8 protein-coding genes and 1 pseudogene are annotated in these 19,973 nt (G+C 37.2%); 2 read left to right on the top strand and 7 right to left on the bottom strand.

Translation table 11 applies throughout. From position 1 onward, the window contains the following. The first annotated feature begins 8 nt into the window (after positions 1 to 8). Together HT720_RS10390 and pdrM are read left to right on the top strand one after the other, a co-directional pair. A pseudogene (locus tag HT720_RS10390) lies at positions 9 to 269 on the top strand (hypothetical protein). Between the two features lie 10 nt (positions 270 to 279). Further along, the gene (gene pdrM / locus HT720_RS01745; RefSeq protein ID WP_049512421.1) at positions 280 to 1,632 is read left to right on the top strand and encodes a sodium-coupled multidrug efflux MATE transporter PdrM; all 1,353 of its coding nucleotides are present in this window, start codon (positions 280 to 282) and stop codon (positions 1,630 to 1,632) included. A 203-nt stretch (positions 1,633 to 1,835) separates the two neighbouring features. On the opposite strand, the gene xerS is transcribed toward pdrM, so the two are convergent. The 7 genes from xerS to HT720_RS01710 all read right to left on the bottom strand — a co-directional run bounded on the left by xerS (position 1,836) and on the right by HT720_RS01710 (position 19,918). Next, positions 1,836 to 2,906: a tyrosine recombinase XerS gene (gene xerS / locus HT720_RS01740; RefSeq protein ID WP_173274525.1), complete on the bottom strand. Its 1,071-nt coding sequence runs from the start codon at positions 2,904 to 2,906 to the stop codon at positions 1,836 to 1,838. Between the two features lie 937 nt (positions 2,907 to 3,843). Then, the gene (locus HT720_RS01735; protein WP_173274524.1) at positions 3,844 to 5,394 is read right to left on the bottom strand and encodes a ClC family H(+)/Cl(-) exchange transporter; all 1,551 of its coding nucleotides are present in this window, start codon (positions 5,392 to 5,394) and stop codon (positions 3,844 to 3,846) included. A gap of 15 nt (positions 5,395 to 5,409) precedes the next feature. After that, entirely contained in the window at positions 5,410 to 6,189 is a 780-nt protein-coding gene (locus HT720_RS01730; RefSeq protein WP_173274523.1) for a ribonuclease HII, read from the bottom strand. Further along, on the bottom strand, positions 6,176 to 7,027 hold the full coding sequence (gene ylqF / locus HT720_RS01725; protein ID WP_173274522.1) for a ribosome biogenesis GTPase YlqF: 852 nt from the start codon (positions 7,025 to 7,027) through the stop codon (positions 6,176 to 6,178). The genes HT720_RS01730 and ylqF overlap by 14 nt, the downstream gene beginning before the upstream one ends. Before the next feature lie 252 nt (positions 7,028 to 7,279). Beyond that, complete coding sequence (locus HT720_RS01720; RefSeq protein ID WP_173274521.1) at positions 7,280 to 12,850, bottom strand: SIALI-17 repeat-containing surface protein; 5,571 nt, start codon at positions 12,848 to 12,850, stop codon at positions 7,280 to 7,282. Between the two features lie 41 nt (positions 12,851 to 12,891). Further along, positions 12,892 to 18,537, bottom strand: a complete 5,646-nt coding sequence (locus HT720_RS01715) for a ZmpA/ZmpB/ZmpC family metallo-endopeptidase (protein ID WP_173274520.1) — start codon at positions 18,535 to 18,537, stop codon at positions 12,892 to 12,894. A 202-nt stretch (positions 18,538 to 18,739) separates the two neighbouring features. After that, positions 18,740 to 19,918: a hypothetical protein gene (locus tag HT720_RS01710; RefSeq protein WP_057528753.1), complete on the bottom strand. Its 1,179-nt coding sequence runs from the start codon at positions 19,916 to 19,918 to the stop codon at positions 18,740 to 18,742. Between the last annotated feature and the right edge of the window lie 55 nt (positions 19,919 to 19,973).

Here is a 19,973-nt window from a genome sequence, read left to right as displayed (position 1 = left end):
GTTGGCATATGAATTATTTTCGAAAACGTAGGGAGAGACAAGCAAAATCTAATAGCGGAATTTAGTGTCCCGCATCTAATCGTTCTAAAATTCAATATGAAACTAAAGAAAAAGCTGACCATGCGGTTCAATATGATAATGGAGGTTTAGTTAGAAGCTATTATTGTCGTACATGTGCGTGTTGGCATACTACTTCAAAATCTAATAACCCTCCGCTAAGTTTGAAAAACTATGGTCTGAAACTCTTTGGTTTAGATAAATCAGAATAGAAAGAGAAGTATGTATAAGACAAAGTGTTTACGAGAGAAGTTAGTATTATTTTTAAAAATTTTCTTCCCAATCCTGATCTACCAATTTGCCAATTATTCTGCCTCTTTTGTTGACACTGCAATGACAGGTCAATACAATACTATGGACTTAGCTGGTGTGTCTATGGCAACTAGTATCTGGAATCCTTTCTTTACATTCCTAACAGGAATTGTGTCGGCCTTGGTGCCTATCATTGGTCACCATCTTGGTCGAGGCAAAAAGGAAGAAGTTGCGTCTGATTTTTACCAATTCATCTATCTGGCCTTGGGTCTATCTGTTCTCTTGCTGGGGATGGTAGTTTTCCTGGCACCACCCGTTTTAAATCATATCGGACTAGAAGTACCAGTGGCAGCAGTAGCGGTTCGCTATCTTTGGTTTTTATCTATTGGAATTATCCCCTTGTTACTCTTTAGTGTCATTCGTTCCTTGCTGGATTCGCTGGGCTTGACCAAACTGTCTATGTACCTCATGCTTTTGTTACTTCCTCTCAATAGCGGATTTAACTATCTCTTGATTTACGGTGCCTTTGGAGTTCCAGAGCTGGGAGGGGCTGGTGCTGGTTTAGGTACTTCCTTGGCTTATTGGGTCTTGCTGGGAATTTCTGTTCTGGTTTTATTTAAACAGGAGAAGCTCAAAGCCCTACACCTTGAAAGACGAATTCCACTTAATATGGATAAAATCAAGGAAGGAGTTCGTTTAGGTCTTCCTATTGGGGGAACTGTTTTCGCGGAAGTGGCTATCTTTTCCGTGGTTGGCTTGATTATGGCTAAGTTCTCGTCCTTGATTATCGCTAGTCACCAATCAGCCATGAACTTTTCAAGTCTTATGTACGCCTTTCCTATGAGTATCTCATCGGCTATGGCTATTGTCGTTTCCTATGAAGTGGGAGCCAAGCGATTTGATGATGCGAAAACCTATATTGGTCTAGGAAGATGGACTGCCCTTATTTTTGCGGCCTTCACCTTATCTTTCCTTTACATTTTTCGAGGAAATGTGGCTAGTCTTTATGGTAACGACCCAGAATTTATCGATTTGACAGCACGTTTTTTGACTTACAGTCTTTTCTTCCAGTTAGCAGATACCTTTGCGGCACCGCTTCAAGGAATTTTACGGGGGTATAAGGATACCGTTATTCCTTTTTACCTTGGTTTGGTTGGTTATTGGGGGGTGACACTCCCAGTAGCTATGGTATTCGACTCTCTAACAGATTTTGGAGCTTATTCTTACTGGATTGGTTTGATTATTAGTCTAATCGTGAGCGGGGCTCTCTACCGTTGGCGTCTAACTGTGATTATGAAGAGATTTGAATCCAGAAAAGCTTGATTTTTAGAATTCATACAAGCAAAAATATTCTTCCTTGTCTACATTATTTTAATTAGTAGTAGGTAGACGAGAACTTCAAAAATATAGAAACAATTGATAATCCACGCTACTTTACTGGTATCAGATATAAAGAAAAAGAAGTTGCTAAAAATAAGCAACTTCTTTTCTTGACATATATTTTACATAAGTTATATTACGTAAAATCATAAACTATCCAAGGCATTTTTTTGTTCATCATTGACGATATGAGTATAGAGGTCTGTGACTTGTGTACTGGCATGTCCTAGCTGATGGCTGACCAAAACTTGCGATTTAGTAGCATCATAGAGCCTAGTTGCTAGGGTATGGCGCAGTTTGTGGGGAGTTACACGGACTTTGAAGTCCTCAGAGTACTTAGCAACCATTTTCTCAACGCTGGAAGCGTCAATACGATTGGGAACACCTCTATAGAGTGTCAAAAAGAGGGCTGTGTCTGTCTTTTCCGTTTTATAGCGTTGATTTCGAATGGCTAGATAATTCTCTAAATAAGGCTTAGCAAAAGCAGCGACATTGACCGAGTCACGTTTGCCACCTTTTCGAGTGACATCAATAACCATCATCTTGAGATTGAGATCTCTTAGATCCAGATTAACAGCTTCAGATAAGCGAACACCAGACGCCAAGAGAAGGGCGATAATGGCCAAATCACGTTCTTTATTTTTGTTGAATGATGAGAGAGCGCGATTTGAAAGTTGTTGTGGATACTCTTGGTCAATATAAGTTAGAAAACCTTCTGTTTCATCACCTAAAAAGAGTTTTTGCTTGATGTTTTCAGCTCTGGCAGCAAGGGTTTCTTTCATTTTCTTGGTTGAAACTTTTTTCATTACATTACGATAGAAATAAGGTTCTCCATGATCGTTTTCAACTTCCTCAGTCAAATACTTATAAAGACTAGAAAGTGCTGACAAAGTCCGATTGATGGTTGTCTGAGAAACACCTTGTTTGGTTGTATTAGCATTCAGCAAGGGACGTTCACGTAGATAAAGGATAAAGGATTCCATGTCTTTCTTAGACATATTTTCCAAAACTGATAAAGGAATATCGGACATTTTATCATCGTTTGAAATACCAGACTCCAAAACCCAGCTGAAAAATCGATCGTATTCCTTGAGGTATTCGTACAGGGTTGTGAAACTATAGGGGACAGCAAGCTTAGATTGGTAGTATTCCAGAACATACCAGGGCATGATTTGTTTTAGTTTGTCGATTCGTTCCAGTAAAATCTCACGTTTCATGTATTTTCTCCATAAATAAGTCTACTAGTAGTATAGCATAGACTTATTTATTTTTCAAGAAAATTATAGTTTTTCGGAAAGATGTTATAGAGCTTTTTAAAAAACTTAGACCTGTGTAAAACAGATCTAAGTCAGCTAAATAACTAATACTCTTCGAAAATTAAATTCAAACCACGTCAGCGTCGCCTTACTGTACTCAAGTACAAAGTACAGCCTGCGGCTAGCTTCCTAGTTTGCTTTTTGATTTTTATTGAGTATAAAAAACTTTTTCGTCCAAAATTGCCTAAAATATACCTTATTAAAGTGAAAACTAAAAATTTTTCAATTGTATATAATCCAAAATTTATTTTTTAAAATAAAATATTTTTTAGGAAGTAACTAAGACAATTTACATAAAAAATAAAGTACATTGATTGTAAAATGTACTTTATGCTTCTAATTCAGTTTTATCAATGGTTTAAGTTTAGTTAATTCAATTGTACATAAACTTTTAGTTTTACGGATCTAAATCTTTGCAGTTTCTATTGTGAATCATTAGCTAGTGCTTTTTCTAGTTTCCAAATACTAAACCAGAATGAAATAGTCAACAGAATAAGGAAAATAATAAAAATCTCACCCACTAAACTTCTGTTCATACTACATAACTGAAGAGAGCTATATAAGGAGCTATGAGATACAAAATGCATTGTATAATTGCTATCGTTTTCTTTTTCATGATTTTAATCTTACTGTACAGATTTGATACAGTAAACTCCTTTCTAGCTTTATGCTTTATCATTTCTAACTTAATTATAGCCTTATTTTCAACAAAGTTCGATTACTTGATGTTAAACATCTTGTTAGTAAAGAATAACCGATCTCATTACTGAGAATCGGTTTTCTATTATATTAAATTAAGAAGTTTATTTTTTACATAACATAAATTATGTAAAAATCACTACAACAACAAATCTTTGACTTTTCCAATTTCACTTTTTGGAATAACCAGGTGAATCATATCTCCGAGAAACATTCTAGTTGAGCCGTTAACTGTTTGGCTCTTACCATTATGCACTTGGGTAGTGATGAGGACGTTGTGTGGTAAGTTGAGTTCATGAACTTGTTTCCCAGCAATTTTATCAGAAACTGGTATTTCGATAAGTGTAACTTCTCCTTCGCTGGATACTTCTTCTGGAAGCATTTTTTCCAGCATGGCTTCATAGACTGGTGCACCTTTGAGTAGGTCCATAATGATGTAGGAGACCAAGGTTACTAAACCAAGTGGCATGAGGTTGCGAATATCTCCTACCATCTCAGTTACGAGGATCATGGCGGTTAAGGGAGCTTTTGATATGGCTCCAAAATAGCCACTCATTCCTAGAATGACAAATATAGGGAATTGCTCTTGACTGACAAGTCCAAGATTGACACAGATAACACCAACTAGGGCACCAAGCAAGGAACCGAGAGCCAAAATAGGTAGGAAAATCCCTCCTGGAAGACCACTTCCATAACTAATCATGCTCCAGATAAAACGGATCAAAAAGTAAGCTAACAGAACTTGAAAACTAAAATCTTGCTCAGTTAAGGAAAGAACCAGCTGATTTCCACCACCAAGGATTTGGGGTAAGAAGATTCCGACTGGTATGATGAGAATGAAGGCCAGAATTGGATAATAAGCTCTATCCAAATGGATTTTTTGACCAATCAAGTCGTAAACTCTTCCGACGTTTAATACAGCTTTCTCATAGAGAAAACCTGAAAGTCCAAGGAAAATTCCCATGACGAGATATATCCAATACTGATCTAGGGTCATGAGAGGGATATTATCAGGCATATCCAGTACGGGTGTTAGGCCAAATATGAGCAGAGAAACAAAGTTTGCTACGAGACTAGCTGCGAGAGTAGATACCCAGAAAAAGCGTGAAAAATGGTGATAAACTTCTTCTACCACAAAGAGAAGTCCTGCAATCGGAGCATTAAAGGCAGCGGCTAAACCTGCTGCAGCTCCACTGGCAATTAAGGAACGTTCCTCTACTGGACTGGATTTGAGCCACTTGGCAATTCCTTTACCACCAACTGCTCCCAGTTGGATACTTGGCCCTTCACGCCCCAGCATGAGTCCGCTGGCAATAGCTAGAATTCCTAGAATATATTTTTTCCAGAGAACGCCCCACCAGTTAAGGGTCATGAGGCCTTTCAGTTCGGCTTCGACTTGAGGAATTCCTGAGCCTTTAATATCTTTTTCAGAGCGTGTCAGTTTGGCACTGAGCCAGCAGATGATTAGATAAAACAGGGCGATAATAAATAAATTAATAAATAGGTGTCCTTGATCTTGATAAAGTCCTTGTATCAGGTGGAAGCCTTTTTCAATTAAGAAACGAAAGGATCCGACGATAATTCCAACGGTGAGGCCGACAATGATTCCTCGACCAACTTGGGATAGTATAGTGCTGGATGCAAAGGCGAATTCTTTCTTAGAACGGACTATTTCAGACTGTTCCTCCATGGTATTTCCTTTCAATTAACTTTCTTTTTTACCTAAAACCAGTGATTTAACGGGTTCAAAGCTGGTTCGGTGAATTGGGGTAACTCCTAGTTTGTCAAGTCCTTCTAGGTGTTTAGCTGTTCCATATCCTGCATTAGTAGCGAAATCATAGCCGGGAAACTGCTGATCGTAGTCCTTCATCAATTCATCACGTGTCACCTTGGCTACTATGGAAGCTGCTGCGATCGAGAGGGAATTAGCATCACCTTTGATGATGGCAGTTTGTGAAATGGGCAACTCCAGTTTCATGGCATCTATCAGGAGGTGTTCAGGTTGAGGACTGAGCTGGGAGATTGCTTCCTGCATGGCCAATTTGGTTGCTTCATAGATATTGACTTGATCGATGACCTGATTATCCATGATACCAATGCCGATTGACAAGGCTTGGTTTTGAACGGCTTGGAAAATTTCCAGATGTTTCTTTTTAGGAATTTTCTTGCTATCGTTGAGACCTTTAATCTTACAATTTTTAGGTAAAATAACGGCTGCAACGACTACAGGACCAGCAAGAGGACCACGGCCAACTTCATCAACACCAGCAATTAAGGTCAAACCTTGCTTATAAAGTTCTTTTTCGTAGGAGAGCATGGATTCCAAACGAAGATCCTCATCCAATTCTGCCTGAATAGCTTTTTTACGCTTGCTGATTTCCTTTTGAACTCCAGAGCGATTATCCTGTTCAAGCTCTAAAAAAATAGGGTTATCTAAGTCCTTGACCGTAGCAAGGAGTTCTTTGACTTCTTTAATCGTCGCCATCGAGGTCTTCCAATGTATCTAAGGTATAGTTACCGAGTTTGCCGTCGCGGACTTCCTTCACGAAGAGACTGTAAAAACGGTCATAGTCATCACGGAAACCGAGGGCACGGGTCATGTCCATAATAATAACAGGCGCTTCTTCTTCAATTTTCATTTGTTTGAAGCGTTCAGCCAGCTTTTCTGGATAATGTTCTTTGAAATAATTAAGACCAAAAATAGTTACCTCATCCATAGGAAGCAACTGGTCTTTGATAGCTCCAGTCAAGGCTAGTTTCAGTGCAACAGTTTCATCCTCAAACTTAGGCCATAGAATCCCTGGTGTATCCAAGATTTCCAGATCTTTATTGGTTTTGAGCCATTGTTGCCCCTTGGTAACACCTGGTTTGTTGCCGACAATGGCAATCTTCTTACCAGCTAAACGGTTCATAAGAGTTGATTTACCAGCATTTGGAATCCCGATAATCATGGTACGCAAGGTTTCAATCTTGATACCACGTTCTTTCTGACGAGTAATCTTATCAGCCATGAGTTTTTTTGCCGCATCTGTTACAACTTTTACAGTCACTTGCTCTTTGGAGTTGATAGCTAGCGTCTGGATTCCTTGTGATTCAAAATACTGACGCCATTCTTTGGTCATTGCTGGGTCAGCCAAGTCTGCCTTGTTTAAAATCAAGAGTTTTGGTTTGTCACCAACAATTTTGGTCAACATAGGATTTTGACTAGATAAAGGTAAACGTGCATCCACCAAAATCGTTACAAAATCAACAAATTTTAAATTTTCCTGAACCTGTCGACGTGCTTTAGACATGTGACCAGGAAACCATTGAATAGTAGCCATTGAATTTTTTCCTTTCGTAGCAAGGGTTTAGATACCCTATTTTATTTTACTATCGTTTGAACATAGAGAGTTCTCAAATGAATGATGTTCAAATAGTTTTTTGTTTTATGATATAGAAATCTACTTTATATTATATCATGCCTTCTTTATTTTGTCCGATGATAGCCTTTCAAGTACCCTATATAGAAAAAAGCCATCAAATGATGACTTTTCAGAGGGAGCAAAAAACTGCCCTCTTTATATTTTAAACATTTAAATGTCTTCTTTAAACAGTTGGTTAAAGAAACCGTCTGTGTTTTTAAGAAGGGCTTTGAAGACCTTAGATTTAAGAGCAACAGTGTGAGAGAAGTCATCTGGTTTCTTCAAATCTTCTTCAACTGCTTTAACAAAGATATCCTTCAATTGTGTATAGTTGGTAATTTGTTTACCGTCAATTTCAATAGCAGTAAATCCTTGTTCTGCTTTAGCTTTAACATCGTGATACCAATGTCTCTTCCACTCTTCAAGTGTCTTGAACTTGTCTCCAGAAACTTTCTTAATAATGAAATCATCACCTAATCTACCCTGGTTTTGTTTATCAGCTTCACCTTGATATTTGCTAGATACATAACTAGTGAAACCTTTGTCATATCCATAATAACCCCACATACGGAAGGCATTATGTTTGAATGATAATGAACCTGGGGCACCTTTACTTGTATTACCACCATAAATACCAGCCATCATTTGAACATTAACATATGCTGAATTAGGCCTAAAGTCCTCTGGTCGGAATATACCATTACCTGGATTATTATGTTTGGTCATAAAGTTATTATCAACCAAATCATCGATACTTGCTAATGATTTAGCTTTCTCTCCATCATTTAGGTCACGAACTTTATCCCATTGGTGTGGAGCGGTTAATTTATTTAAACCATCAACATGTCTATCGACTCTGTCAATTTTCTTAAACCACTTGCTATTGTTACCATTTAATCGTGGAAGTACGGCGTCTGCTTCTACATGATCTAGCATCATCAGTGCTTCATTATAGTTTTTCATATATCGATCGATGTCTTCACGAGTTTGTAACTTGTCAGGATTATAATTGTACCATTGGTCACCATCATTTTCACGATGATAAGCCATGTTCAAACCTAAAGCACCATATTCACCATTAGTTGTTGATTTATCAGGTGTTTGCAACATACCTTGCGCATAGGCTTCGACGTCTGTACCTTGACGATGCTTATGACCACCGAAGTAAAGCATTCTATCGTTTACGTGTGTTGTTTCGTGAGTAAATGCTGAAATGCCAAACTGACTAATCATATCAGTTACCATGAAATAAACTTGGTCATTAGGGTTAGGATTAGGGAATATTGACGCCATAGCTCCCATATACCAGTTGGTATCATGGAATTTCCAAGTTGGTCCATATAATTCACGAATAGGTGCAATTGGTTTATTATTCTTATCATAACCCATACGATTTATGCCTTTTATACCGCTATAGTTTTGGTTATCCCATACAGGTGTTGGAACCATATTTTGACTCTTAAGTAATCTATCACGAACATTAGATAATGATAAACGTGACCAGAAGTCAAGGTAAGTTTGTTGTGCATGTGCAACCTTATCAATTTCTTTTTTGAATTCATTTCTAGTTTCTTCTGTATGTTTACCATATTTCTCAAATGAACTATAAGCCATCGTATTGTATGTTGAAATTAAGAACATATGAGCATTCTTAAGCGTTAATAAAGGCAAAATCATACGTCCATGAACACCGTTATCTAAACCATCGAACACACGATGACGTTTATCTTTCAACTCTGTATTTGTTGTCTTAGGTTCTGAAACATAAACATTTTTAGCAGAATGGATAAACCAATCGTTAATATCTTTATCCTCAGTGAACAAACGCATGTTGTATTCTAAGAAGTTACGCAAATTACCTTTACCAGTATTACCTGCGATGATTTCACGGTAAGCATCCTGAGTCTGATCCCCTTTCAAGTTCTTTTCACTTGAACCGATGTTGATGAGTCTGTCAATAACACTTGGTGTTTTACCATAAAAATCAGGTTTGAACATCAAGATGTTTTTTATACTCATGTCACCGTATTTGATATCATAGTAACGATTGAGATAAGTCAGAGCCATCATGATTTTAGCTTTATTGGTTTCCACTTTCTTGAGAAGTGATTTTATCGCAGCTTCATCACCATTTAATTGATGGTCTTCATTTTCGACCAAGGCTTTGACTAACTTATCTAGATTTTGCTTCACTTCGGAAAAGCTTTCTTCTAAGTATAGATCTTTAATATAACCATTCTTACGTTCATCCGTATTCTCTGCAGGTTTATCACGTCTACTCATTAAATCTCTTACTTCTTGTGAAATCAATTCCACACTTGATAATTGAGATTTAACATCAGCAATCAATTTATCACGATTTTTAACAACCATATTCGGTGTATAAACAACATTTTGTCCAGCAATCGCATACTCACGAACTTGTTTCACTTTGGAATCAGCATTAGCAGTTACAAACATTTCTTCTTTAGTGCCATCTGCATAGTGAATCATTATTTTATCAATATCTGATAAATCGGTCACGAATTGAGCATCCTTCATACCCGTAACAGAAAGGACTTCTTTCTTAGCTAAGTTTGAATCTTCTGCAAGTTTGTTACCTTGGTTGACAATCCACTCTTTGTTATAAAATGGTTGAAGTTTCTCAATATTACGATAAGCTAAATCACGTTCGGATTTGTAATCTTGCGTTGATTTGTATTCCTCTGATTTTGGTGTTGTAAGGTTAAGCGTATCTTCAGGAAGAGTACTAATTTCAAATCCACTAGCTGTTATATTGTACCCTTTAATTTTCTTATTAGCTTCTTCTAAACTAATTTCTTTAACACGTTTAGAACGTTGATATGAAGAGGCTCCTGTACTCATATCACGAACAACGAAATCATTTTCAAGTCTATTACCTGAGAAGTAACCACCTTCGTCATCTATATTTCTTGAACCATAGAAGATCTCACCTTTAGAAACTTTCACCATTGATACGTTATCTTCAATTTGCCCTAATACCCAGTTAGAACTGATAAACCCACCAACATCAACTGGATTATCAATGTCAATTGTACCTTTAGCAACTGAATGACGAACAGAGCCCTCTTTTCCTACAGTGAAATTATCCATACCATTATCAGATTTCGCAACAAGTCCAGCAGCTCTAGCTCGTTTACCTGTGATTGTTACATCAGCATATGCTCTATCTAAGTTACCTTTCCAAATTTCACCAGCAATACCAGCTAAATTCCAATCACGATCACCAACAGCCTGCAATTTACCGATAAATGCTACATTTCTTAACAGGCCACCACGATCAATCTTATTAACAATACCAGCAATACTATTGTTTCCAAGAATGCTACCAGTAACCTTGATATTCTCAACTGTCGCATTTTTAACAGTATTAGCAAGTGCTGAAATATCATTAATCCAAGGCATATTGATATTAACGTTTGCTAAGTTAATATTTTTAACTGAACCACCTTCGATACCACCGAATAATTGACGTTTCATGTTATGAATTGAATACTGGTTACCTTCTACACTGGTCAATGTACCTCTAAATGTCCCAGGTACATATTCTTTATTAAGCGTTGGTACATTTTCTGCGTTCAAATCTGCACCGATTTTAAATGTACCGTTTTTATCAGCATTCATAGCATCTACCAATTCTTTAAAGTTATAATAAACGTTATCAACTTTTGGAACTGGTTTTTCAATGTAATGAATGTATTCATTTCTAGTCTTAGATGGATCAACATGTTGAATTAAATCTTGAGCGGTTGCTGTAATTTTATAAAGTTCTTTTTCTTTTTCAGTTATTACCTCAATCTTATCAACTGCTAAACGTGTTACTTTATTATCACGACTAGTAATTTTTAAGTACATTTTCTTCACATCTTCATCTGAAGGTTTTTCAGTCATGAAATCACTAGGTGTTTCAGTACCATCGTCATTTACCTTCACTAAATTAGTAGATGCGATATTTTTAATTTCAACTTTTTTCAAATCCAAGCGAAGTGGTTTCTCTTCTAATATTGCAGTTTCTTCTCCCTTGCCACGGTCATAGGTCATAGTGGTCTCTATCTTATAGTCCTTGTAGAATTTTAAATCTTCTACCTGCTTATTTAACTGCTCTGAAGTCAAATCTACTGTTTTGACAATTTCATTTCCATCTTTAATTGTCGCAGTAATTTTATTGATTGTGACTCCATCTGTATTAACTAAATGATAAGAAAGAGTTGCGGATCGGTTTAATACATTTGTATTTGTTCTATCTAAGGTCAAAACAGGAGCCGTTTTTTCTTTAGGTTTTTCTTTGGTACCTTTTACAAGAATTTTAGGCTTCATTTCTTTCAAAATAGTTACTGTTTCAACTGGGTCACTGATTTTTTTGCCATGTAACTCTTCATAGCTAGTAACAATTTGACGTTCGCCATCCTCACCAACTTGTCTAACAGAATCCTCGCCTATAAATTTGCTAGGATCAGATTCTTCTATAGTCGTTTTAGAAATAGTCTCGGTACGGATATCGGTATGTAAAGAAGGCAACTCTTCTCTTTCTGATGCAACTTCTGAAACTGTAGATACTGGTTCAGTGTATTCTGGAATGTCGTTAACAGGTGGTGCAATCAAGTTTCCGTTTTCGTCTACTCCTGTTGTACCTACTGGTTCAGTGTATTCTGGAATGTCGTTAACAGGTGGTGCAATCAAGTTTCCGTTTTCATCTACTCCTGTTGTACCTACTGGTTCAGTGTATTCTGGAATGTCGTTAACAGGTGGTGCAATCAAGTTTCCGTTTTCGTCTACTCCTGTTGCACCTACAGGTTCGGTATATTCTGGTTTTTCAGTTTTAGGCGCTTTATCTGGAACTGTACCTACAGGAGCTGTGTACTCTGGCTTCTCAGACTTAGGCGCTTCATCTGGAACAGTACCTACAGGTTCAGTGTATGCTGGTTTTTCATGAACTGCTGGTTCAACTAAATTACCGCCAATTGGAGCTGTATATTCTGGTTTCTCATGAACTTCAGATTCTACCAGATTACCACTAACTGGTGCTGTATGTTCTGGCTTCTCAGCTTTAGGCGCCTCGTCAGGGACTGTGCCTACCGGTGCAGTGTACTCTGGCTTCTCTGATTTAGTTGTCTCGTTTGGAACGGTGCTTACAGACTCTGGATTTTTAGGTTTTTCTGCTTTAGGCGCTTCATTAGGGATACTTTCCTGAGTTTCAGATACTGGAACATTTTTTGTCCCCTCAGCTTTATGTTGAATTTCTGAAATTGCATCATCATTAAGGGGTAAGTATCCAATATAACGATACCCAGCAATTTGAACTACTCCTTCATTACTTGGAGCTTTCAAAGGATTGCTTAGATCGAGAGCTTGCATACTAGAAAGACTAATCAGTCCAATCGTAGTAACTAAGAACAGACTAGCAACTTTTTTATTTTTATGAACCAAAAGGACTAAACTACCAACAGCTAATAGACCTAAAGCTGTAAGCACAGAAGTCGATGAACCTGTCGCAGGAAGAGTTTCCTGCTGATAAATAAGAGCATAAGTTACCTCATTATCAGTAGGAATTCCTGCTTGAATCTTGCTTTGTTCTTCCTTTATAAGAGCGCTTTTTTCAACATAATGATAGGTAGAAGCATGAATGATTGACGGCGCAACCAAGATACTTCCGAGTAATACCGAACCAACAATCCCACAGATTTTTCGGATCGAAAATCGTTCTTTTTTAAATAATGACAAGCGTAATCACCTTCTTTAATTTTATTTCCTAACAGTAAAAACTATTTTTTATTCTCAAAAATTGAACTTCTAAAATCATCGGTTTGGTCAAGATAAGCTTTAAAGATTGCTTTTTTCAACTTATGAACCGCACTATCTGTTTCTGGATTATAGTTATCCCAATGAGGTGTATCTAAATCTTCCAATACAGCTTTTCTCATTAAATTTTCTAACTCGTTTATCGATTTAATAGTCTTTATTTTTCGATTATACCAAGGGGTTGATGGATCTTTAAATGACACTGTATTTAATTGTCCAAACTTATCTTGGCGCTCTTTATACATGGCCTTTTTAAAATCACTCCAAGTGTGGTATTGACCATTAAATAATTTCTGAAGTACTAATGTATCTGTTACTAATCCTTTGGTCTTACCATATGAGGTAATCGTTTTATTATTTGCCCTAGCATCGGGTTCAAATTGATTTGAGATATATGGTACCATACCATCTTTAAATCCTTTTGCAGCTAATAGTTCATAGGCTATACGACGGCCCATCAGGTCACCTGGCGTTCCTTTATCATTACTTAATGCTGCATAAATCGGCGCAAATAGTTTGATCGTATAGTAACCATTTCTTTCGTATTTACCTGAAGCATATTCCCTAGACGAAATAATATTATTCTCAATCAAATCATTAAATGAATGTAATTTTTCAGCTTCTGCATATGCCAAATCTTTAACTACATTTGTTGCATAGACACTATTTCCATCTGGATCTGGATGATACTCATTTGTAACTTTTCTAAGAAGTTGTTGTTTTTGATTCGTATCCAATTTAAGAATTGAATTTCCTTCAAGATATTCCAACATATAAACAACATCAAACATGTTGTGTACATATTTTTGAAGATCTGTCGCGTCTTTAAATCTCGTAGTTGGATCGAGTATTTGTAATCGTTCTCCTTCTTTACTATCCGATTTTAAATGTTTCAAGATCGAATTAATGGTGATTGTCGCATCTTCTGGATGGTCTGGTGCTTGCAATAAGCCTTTAGCAAAAAACTCTGGTCCCAAGCCACTTCTTCGACCATAGCCACCAAGATAGATGTCCTGATCTGAATCATGCGTCATTTCATGTGTATAAGTGATAGCTCCATCCTTATCCAACATACGATAACCCATATAATAAACGGCATCCCCTGTAGCATAAGCACCGTGTCCATTATGTCCAACCTTATTTCCAACAGGTCCAAAGAAATGTTTCATTGCAGGATTTGGATTATCAAAATCTGCTACTTCTGTAGCCTTTCCTTCAGTATTATCAGTTCCAAATTTATAGGCATCATAAAGCAAGATATTTCGGTAAAGTTTCTCACGCCCTTCCTTATCTAGAATACGATACCAATAATCATAGTGATCTCGTTGACGCTCTGCTGTTTCGTGAGCACTCTTTTCAACAAAGTTATTTAGATCACCATTTGCTTGATGTTCTTTATTACGATAGCGATCATAAGAACCAAAACCTAGACTAGATATGGTTGAAATGACAAATACGGATCTTTCTGGCAAGGTAAGTAGAGGCAGTACCATGTTACGGTATTTCCAGCTGTCGCTAGTGATTCGATCATAGACACCGATAGAGTACTTGCTGCCAACTTTTTCCTGATTAGCCCTCACTTCTGGAATATTAGATTTTTCTTCAACGATTAAGGCTTTTGTCTGTGATTTAAACCATTCATTGTTAGTTTGATGTGGTGCAAATGCTTTACGGTAACCTTCTAAAGCACTAAACAAATCTTTTGTACTGTAGTTATTAGTCAACAAGGCATTGTAAGTAACCACATTATTTTTAGCCAAGAGATTGTTGTAGCCAGATTTGCCTAGTTCAATAATCGTATCAAGAGGAGAGGTATTTCCCTTACCAAAGAAATCCATATGGAACATAAGCAAATCTTTTGCGCTAGCCTTATCAAATTGGAAATCATACCAGCGTTCTAGATAGGTTAATCCTAGCATCAAGGCTTCTTTGTTGCGCTTGATTTTATCAACAATGTAATTGTCAATAGCACTATTATTTCCAGAAACAGCTGCATCAACTGAAAGTAATTTTTTAAGAGTTTCAGTTAAGTGATCTTTTGTCTTAGTGAATTGCTCATCTAGATAGAGTTCTGTTAATTTAACATTATCCGAAATTCCTAACAAATTCTTAAGAGCAGTTGGATTATACTGTACTGCAGTTAAGTCATTTTTAACTCTATCTATTATAGATGTATAATCTTTTAGGAAAGTATTTGGTGTGTATACTAGACCTGTAGTTCCAATAGTATACTCAGCCAGATTTGCAAAGTCACTATGGTAGGTTACGTTTACTTTCTCAGATGTTCCATCTTTGTAATGTAGTAATAAGTGATTGATAGAGTGCTTGTCTGAAGTAATATCTGAAACCACTTCCTCATTTTTCATAGCGACAACAGATAACAATTCTTTCTTAAATAGATTATTATCAGCTGACAATTGATTTCCATACTTCACAATGGTGTCTCTATTATAGAAAGGCAATAATTTTTCTATATTTTTATATGCAACTTCTCTTGCCGCTTGATAATGAGTGGCCTTGGTATAATCTACATCCTGTTTAGCAGAATTTGTGAAATCTTCCACGGTTATAGTTTTCTTTGTAGTAATCTGGTCTTTCTTGGCTTGAACTGCTTCTTTTTCAATCTCAGTACCACGTTCTACAGTGGAATCAACTGACATTACCTCATCTCCAACTGCTTGAACATTAACTACCTTATTGTCTTTATTACTGTATACCTTTGTCTGCTTCATACCATCAAAATGGTATCCAGAAATCGCATTCCCATTTGTAATATTCATATCGCTGAGAACGTTATTCAAGTGGCCGGTATTATCATCTGCTCCGCCGTCTTGTGTCCATAGGGAACCTGCAACTCCACCAACTCTAGCGAATGGTTTAACATTATTTATTTCACCTTCAGCATAACTATTTGCTACAGTTGCATTATTTTCTACGATACCTGCAATTCCGCCAATGGTTTGGTTAGAACGTTCTGCATTACTTGAAATAGTTACTGATGCTATAGAATGACCTACACTAGCATTCGTACCAGTTAATTGACCGACTAGACCACCAATTGCATACTGAGAGGTTGTAACAAAAGTATTTGTTATTCTTCCGGTGAAGCTACTATTACTTACGGTAGAATTTTCAACTTTTTGGACAAGTCCTCCGATACCTAGCTCACCAGCAATGATTCCATTTGCGTGAACGTTATCTAAAGTTGAAGAATTTGTGGCTTCCTTAGCAACTGATGCGACATGATTCTTACCAGAAATATTGACATCTTTTAAGGTGAGATCCTTAACAGTAGCGTGTTCTAATCTATTGAATAACGGCTTTTTCAAATTATAGATAGCATAATGTTTACCCTGATGACTACCAATCAATTTCCCTGTAAAGTTATTTGTAATATAACTTTCTTGATTTTCATTTAACTCAAACTCGCGAGCATTCATGGTCGCACCCAGTGTAAAAGTTCCATCTGGTCTACTATTCATATCAGTTACTAATTTTTTAAATGATGTGTAGATAGGGCTATCGTTTTGAACAACTTTTGGAAGATAATAAGTAAAATTATCTTGGTATTGATTGTCTACAGATTGCTTCAAGTGTTCCAATCTAGCTGTAATTTTATAGACTGCGTTACCGTCTTTTGTAGTGTCCTCAATATTTGAAACTGGGAGCAGTACATCTTTAAATTTAGTTGACTTCACCTTAATGAAATAAGCAGATTTATTATCTGGTACTTTATCCAATCTTGTATGCTGTCTTGACCGATCTCCTTCATAACTATAGAGCTCCACATCAGAAACACTTCTTAGTTCTATTGTTTTTTCTGGATCTGTTTCTTTCGGCTTCTCAACGGGAGTTTCAGGTTTTAGTTGCTCAATATTCCCCTTGTATTCAGGAAGTGCTTCTACCTTCTCTGGTTCAACAATAGCGCCAGCTTGTACTCCTGTGTATTCTGGCAGTGGGGTTACCTGCTCCGGTTCAACAATAGCTCCAGCTTGTGGGCCTGTGTATTCTGGTAGGGGTGCTACTTGTTCTGGTTCGACTATCGCTCCAGCCTGGACTCCTGTGTATTCTGGCAGGGGGGCTACTTGCTCAGGTTCAACAATAGCCCCAGCTTGTACTCCAGCATATTCCGGTTCAACTTTTTCAGGTTCAACAATAGCTCCAGCTTGTAGACCTGTATATTCTGGTAGCGTGGCTACCTGTTCTGGTTCACCCTTATCTGTTACAACAGCTTCTGGCAACTCTGGTTGGACTTCGGGCTCACCTTTGTCGGCTACAACAGCTTCTGGTAACGCTGGCTGGATTGCAGGTTCACCTTTGTCGGTTACTACAGCTGCTGGTAGTTCAGGCTGAATTGCGGGTTCAACAATAGCTCCAGACTGTACGTCCTTATGTTCTACACCAGTCTCAGGTTGTTCCGTTATAACTTGAGTTTTTTTAGTACCTTTTTCGACTATTCTTGAAACAGGCGCAGTCGTTGAAGTTGAAACAATTTCTCGCGAAACTTCTTCCTTGTTTACAGAGAATATTCTGATGACTTCAACTTTTTTACCTAATGTACCTTCTTGTTTTACTCTTACAGTTCCTTCAGCTAAATCAGGATTCTCCTGAACTTCTTCTTGAAAATCTATTTTTTTCTCTATAGTTTCATCACGATATAAGAGTTCAGGTTTGTTCAATTGACCTGATAAAACTTCATCCTGTGGATTTAATGTATTTACCCCAGTCTTTTCTTTTGGAGAATTCTTCTCCTCTTTCTTCGTTTCTAGATTCTTATGTTCTGCTAATTGTGCTTGAGAATCTGAAGATTGTTTCTCTTCTTTTCTTGGATTCGTTAATTCTGTAGAAAGAGGTTTTTCAACTACTTGAACTTCTGTCGGCTTAGTTGAAGAAGCTGTTTTTTCTTCCTGAATATCTTGTACTTTGGGATGGTCTACAAAATTCGGTGTAACACTATAATCCACCTTTTGTTGTTTTGTAGGAGTGGCTGCTGATTTTTCTTGATTATTTACTTTAGACTCAGAAGTTATGTTTCCCTCTTTGATATATCCAACATATCTGTAACCTGAAATATCTTTAGGAAGAGGTAATTTTTCTCCAGAGGTCAATTCATAGTCCGTATTGTAATTCAGTAAAAGATTATTTTCTAAAGCATGGGCTGAAATTAGGACACCATTTCCTATCCCTGCAACCAATACTAAATGTAGTACCGTTTTGTTCTTAACTTTTTTCTTAGAAACAGCAAAAATTAAAATTCCCAGAGCAGCTAAGCTAGCACCAGCAACCAAGGTTTGCATATCATTCTTGCTTCCAGTATTTGGCAATTCCGCCAGTTGATTTTGAGAATTTAACTTATAAACAAGATAATAAGTCTCATCATCATTCTCCACGTATGTTGGAATATCATAGACAAGCTGCTTCTTTTCATCTGATGATAGCTCTGACTCTGTCACATATTTATAGTGAACACCTTTAGTCTCTTGAGCCTCTACAGATGAACTACCTAATACAGACATAAAAAACAAACTTGAAATCGTAGCAGATACAAGTCCTACTGATAATTTTCTAAATGAAAAACGCTGCTGTTTTTCACCAAAATACTTTTCCATGATTCCTCCTTGAAATAAAATTTATAAATGTTATAAAGACTTTTATTATATTAATGTATTATCTATAAAAAAGGCAGTATACCTTAATTATACTATTTATTTACCGAAAAGTCTTAAAATTGAGGAGCGTTTTCATACTTTGTTTTATATTATTTTTGGGATACAATAACACCTACCATGGAATTTCCACGGTAGGTGTTACTCATATCACTAATCGTTCTAAAAATGGTTTGATGCAGTTGAGGAGAATTCCTTCTATCCAGCTTTCTTGTGCTGAGGATAGATGTTCTGTCTGGAGGCTTTCTTTTAAAAAATCTCGAACTTGTTCTGGTGCGATTTCAAACTCAAAGGCTTTCATTTTATAGAAAAAGTCTAGCAGATGGTCTGATAAGTATTCAGTTGAAAAGGGTACTTCACCACTTTTTCGATATTCTAATAAGAGCCGAGCAAATCTGGATTTTTCTTCAGGTAGATCACGAAAATAGGCATTGAGGAGCCAGGTCTGCTTCTGCTTTCTTTCAATTGGATCTTGGGCTGCAATTCGTTGGTCTTTTTCCAACTCTTTTTGGTATTGTTTGGCCTTGATAGCCCGTTCTGTCCGATTTTTACCAAAAAGAATTTTCTCCCACTTGCGTTCTTCTTGGGTCAGGGTTTCTGTAAAGCCAAAGTAATCTTGATAAGCACGCTCTGCTGGTCCCATAGCTAGAACCAGATTGTCTGCATATTGCTTGGCGATTTTATCCCTCTTCTTGCGCTCCTTCTCTGCCTGGATACGGAGTTCTTGCTCGTAGTCAATTTTCTCCTTGCCTAGCTTGACAAGATAGAGTTGGTCATCTGGTTTTCCAAGTAAGAAGGGTTTGATACATTTTTCAAGAACTTCTTCCATCCGAGCCTTTTTCTTGGGCTCTGCCTTGGTCCAACTTCCTCCTTGAAAGACTTCTAAGAAAAGCTGGTAGTCTCTCTCAGGTGCAAATTGATTGCCACGATTGGGTTTGAAAATACCTTTTTCCCAGAGCCACTTTAGAAGTCGCTCGTCAAAGTCACTTTTATTGACCTTGATTTTTTCCTTTTTCTGGGCTTTTCTGGTCAGATTTTCAATCTTTCTGAGCAATTTTTCTTCCTCTTCCAATTGCTGGTCAAGGGCCAATCGATGAAAATGCCGAACACAATCGCTACCAATCGGAAAGAGACGTTGTCCTGTGACGCCGTTAAAGAGTTCGTAGGCGTACTTGATAGCATTTCCACAGACACAATTGCTACGGCCGATACCGTTAAAAATCAAGGAAACTTCATTCCATTCCTTGGTAGCTTGTTCCCAAGTATCCGCTTTTGAAGCCTGTAAAACCGCATCATGTAGGGATTTTCTAACTGGAAGTGTCATGAGGTCTCCTTTCTAATACTCCATGAAAATCAAAGCGAGCAAACTAGGAAGCTAG

This window comes from Streptococcus sp. 68, assembly GCF_013277415.1.
In the GTDB taxonomy this organism is placed as follows: Bacteria; Bacillota; Bacilli; order Lactobacillales; family Streptococcaceae; genus Streptococcus.
The sequence above is the reverse complement of the archived record's forward strand: the minus strand, read 5'-3'. Positions and strand labels throughout refer to the sequence as shown.

Bases quoted from the DNA above. Each gene is read 5' to 3' on its own strand.
- xerS (WP_173274525.1), bottom strand. From the start codon at position 2,906: ATGAAACGTGAGATTTTACTGGAACGAATCGACAAACTAAAACAAATC.
- ylqF (WP_173274522.1), bottom strand. From the start codon at position 7,027: ATGGCTACTATTCAATGGTTTCCTGGTCACATGTCTAAAGCACGTCGA.
- HT720_RS01710 (WP_057528753.1), bottom strand. From the start codon at position 19,918: ATGACACTTCCAGTTAGAAAATCCCTACATGATGCGGTTTTACAGGCT.
- HT720_RS01715 (WP_173274520.1), bottom strand. From the start codon at position 18,537: ATGGAAAAGTATTTTGGTGAAAAACAGCAGCGTTTTTCATTTAGAAAA.
- pdrM (WP_049512421.1), top strand. From the start codon at position 280: ATGTATAAGACAAAGTGTTTACGAGAGAAGTTAGTATTATTTTTAAAA.
- HT720_RS01735 (WP_173274524.1), bottom strand. From the start codon at position 5,394: ATGGAGGAACAGTCTGAAATAGTCCGTTCTAAGAAAGAATTCGCCTTT.
- HT720_RS01730 (WP_173274523.1), bottom strand. From the start codon at position 6,189: ATGGCGACGATTAAAGAAGTCAAAGAACTCCTTGCTACGGTCAAGGAC.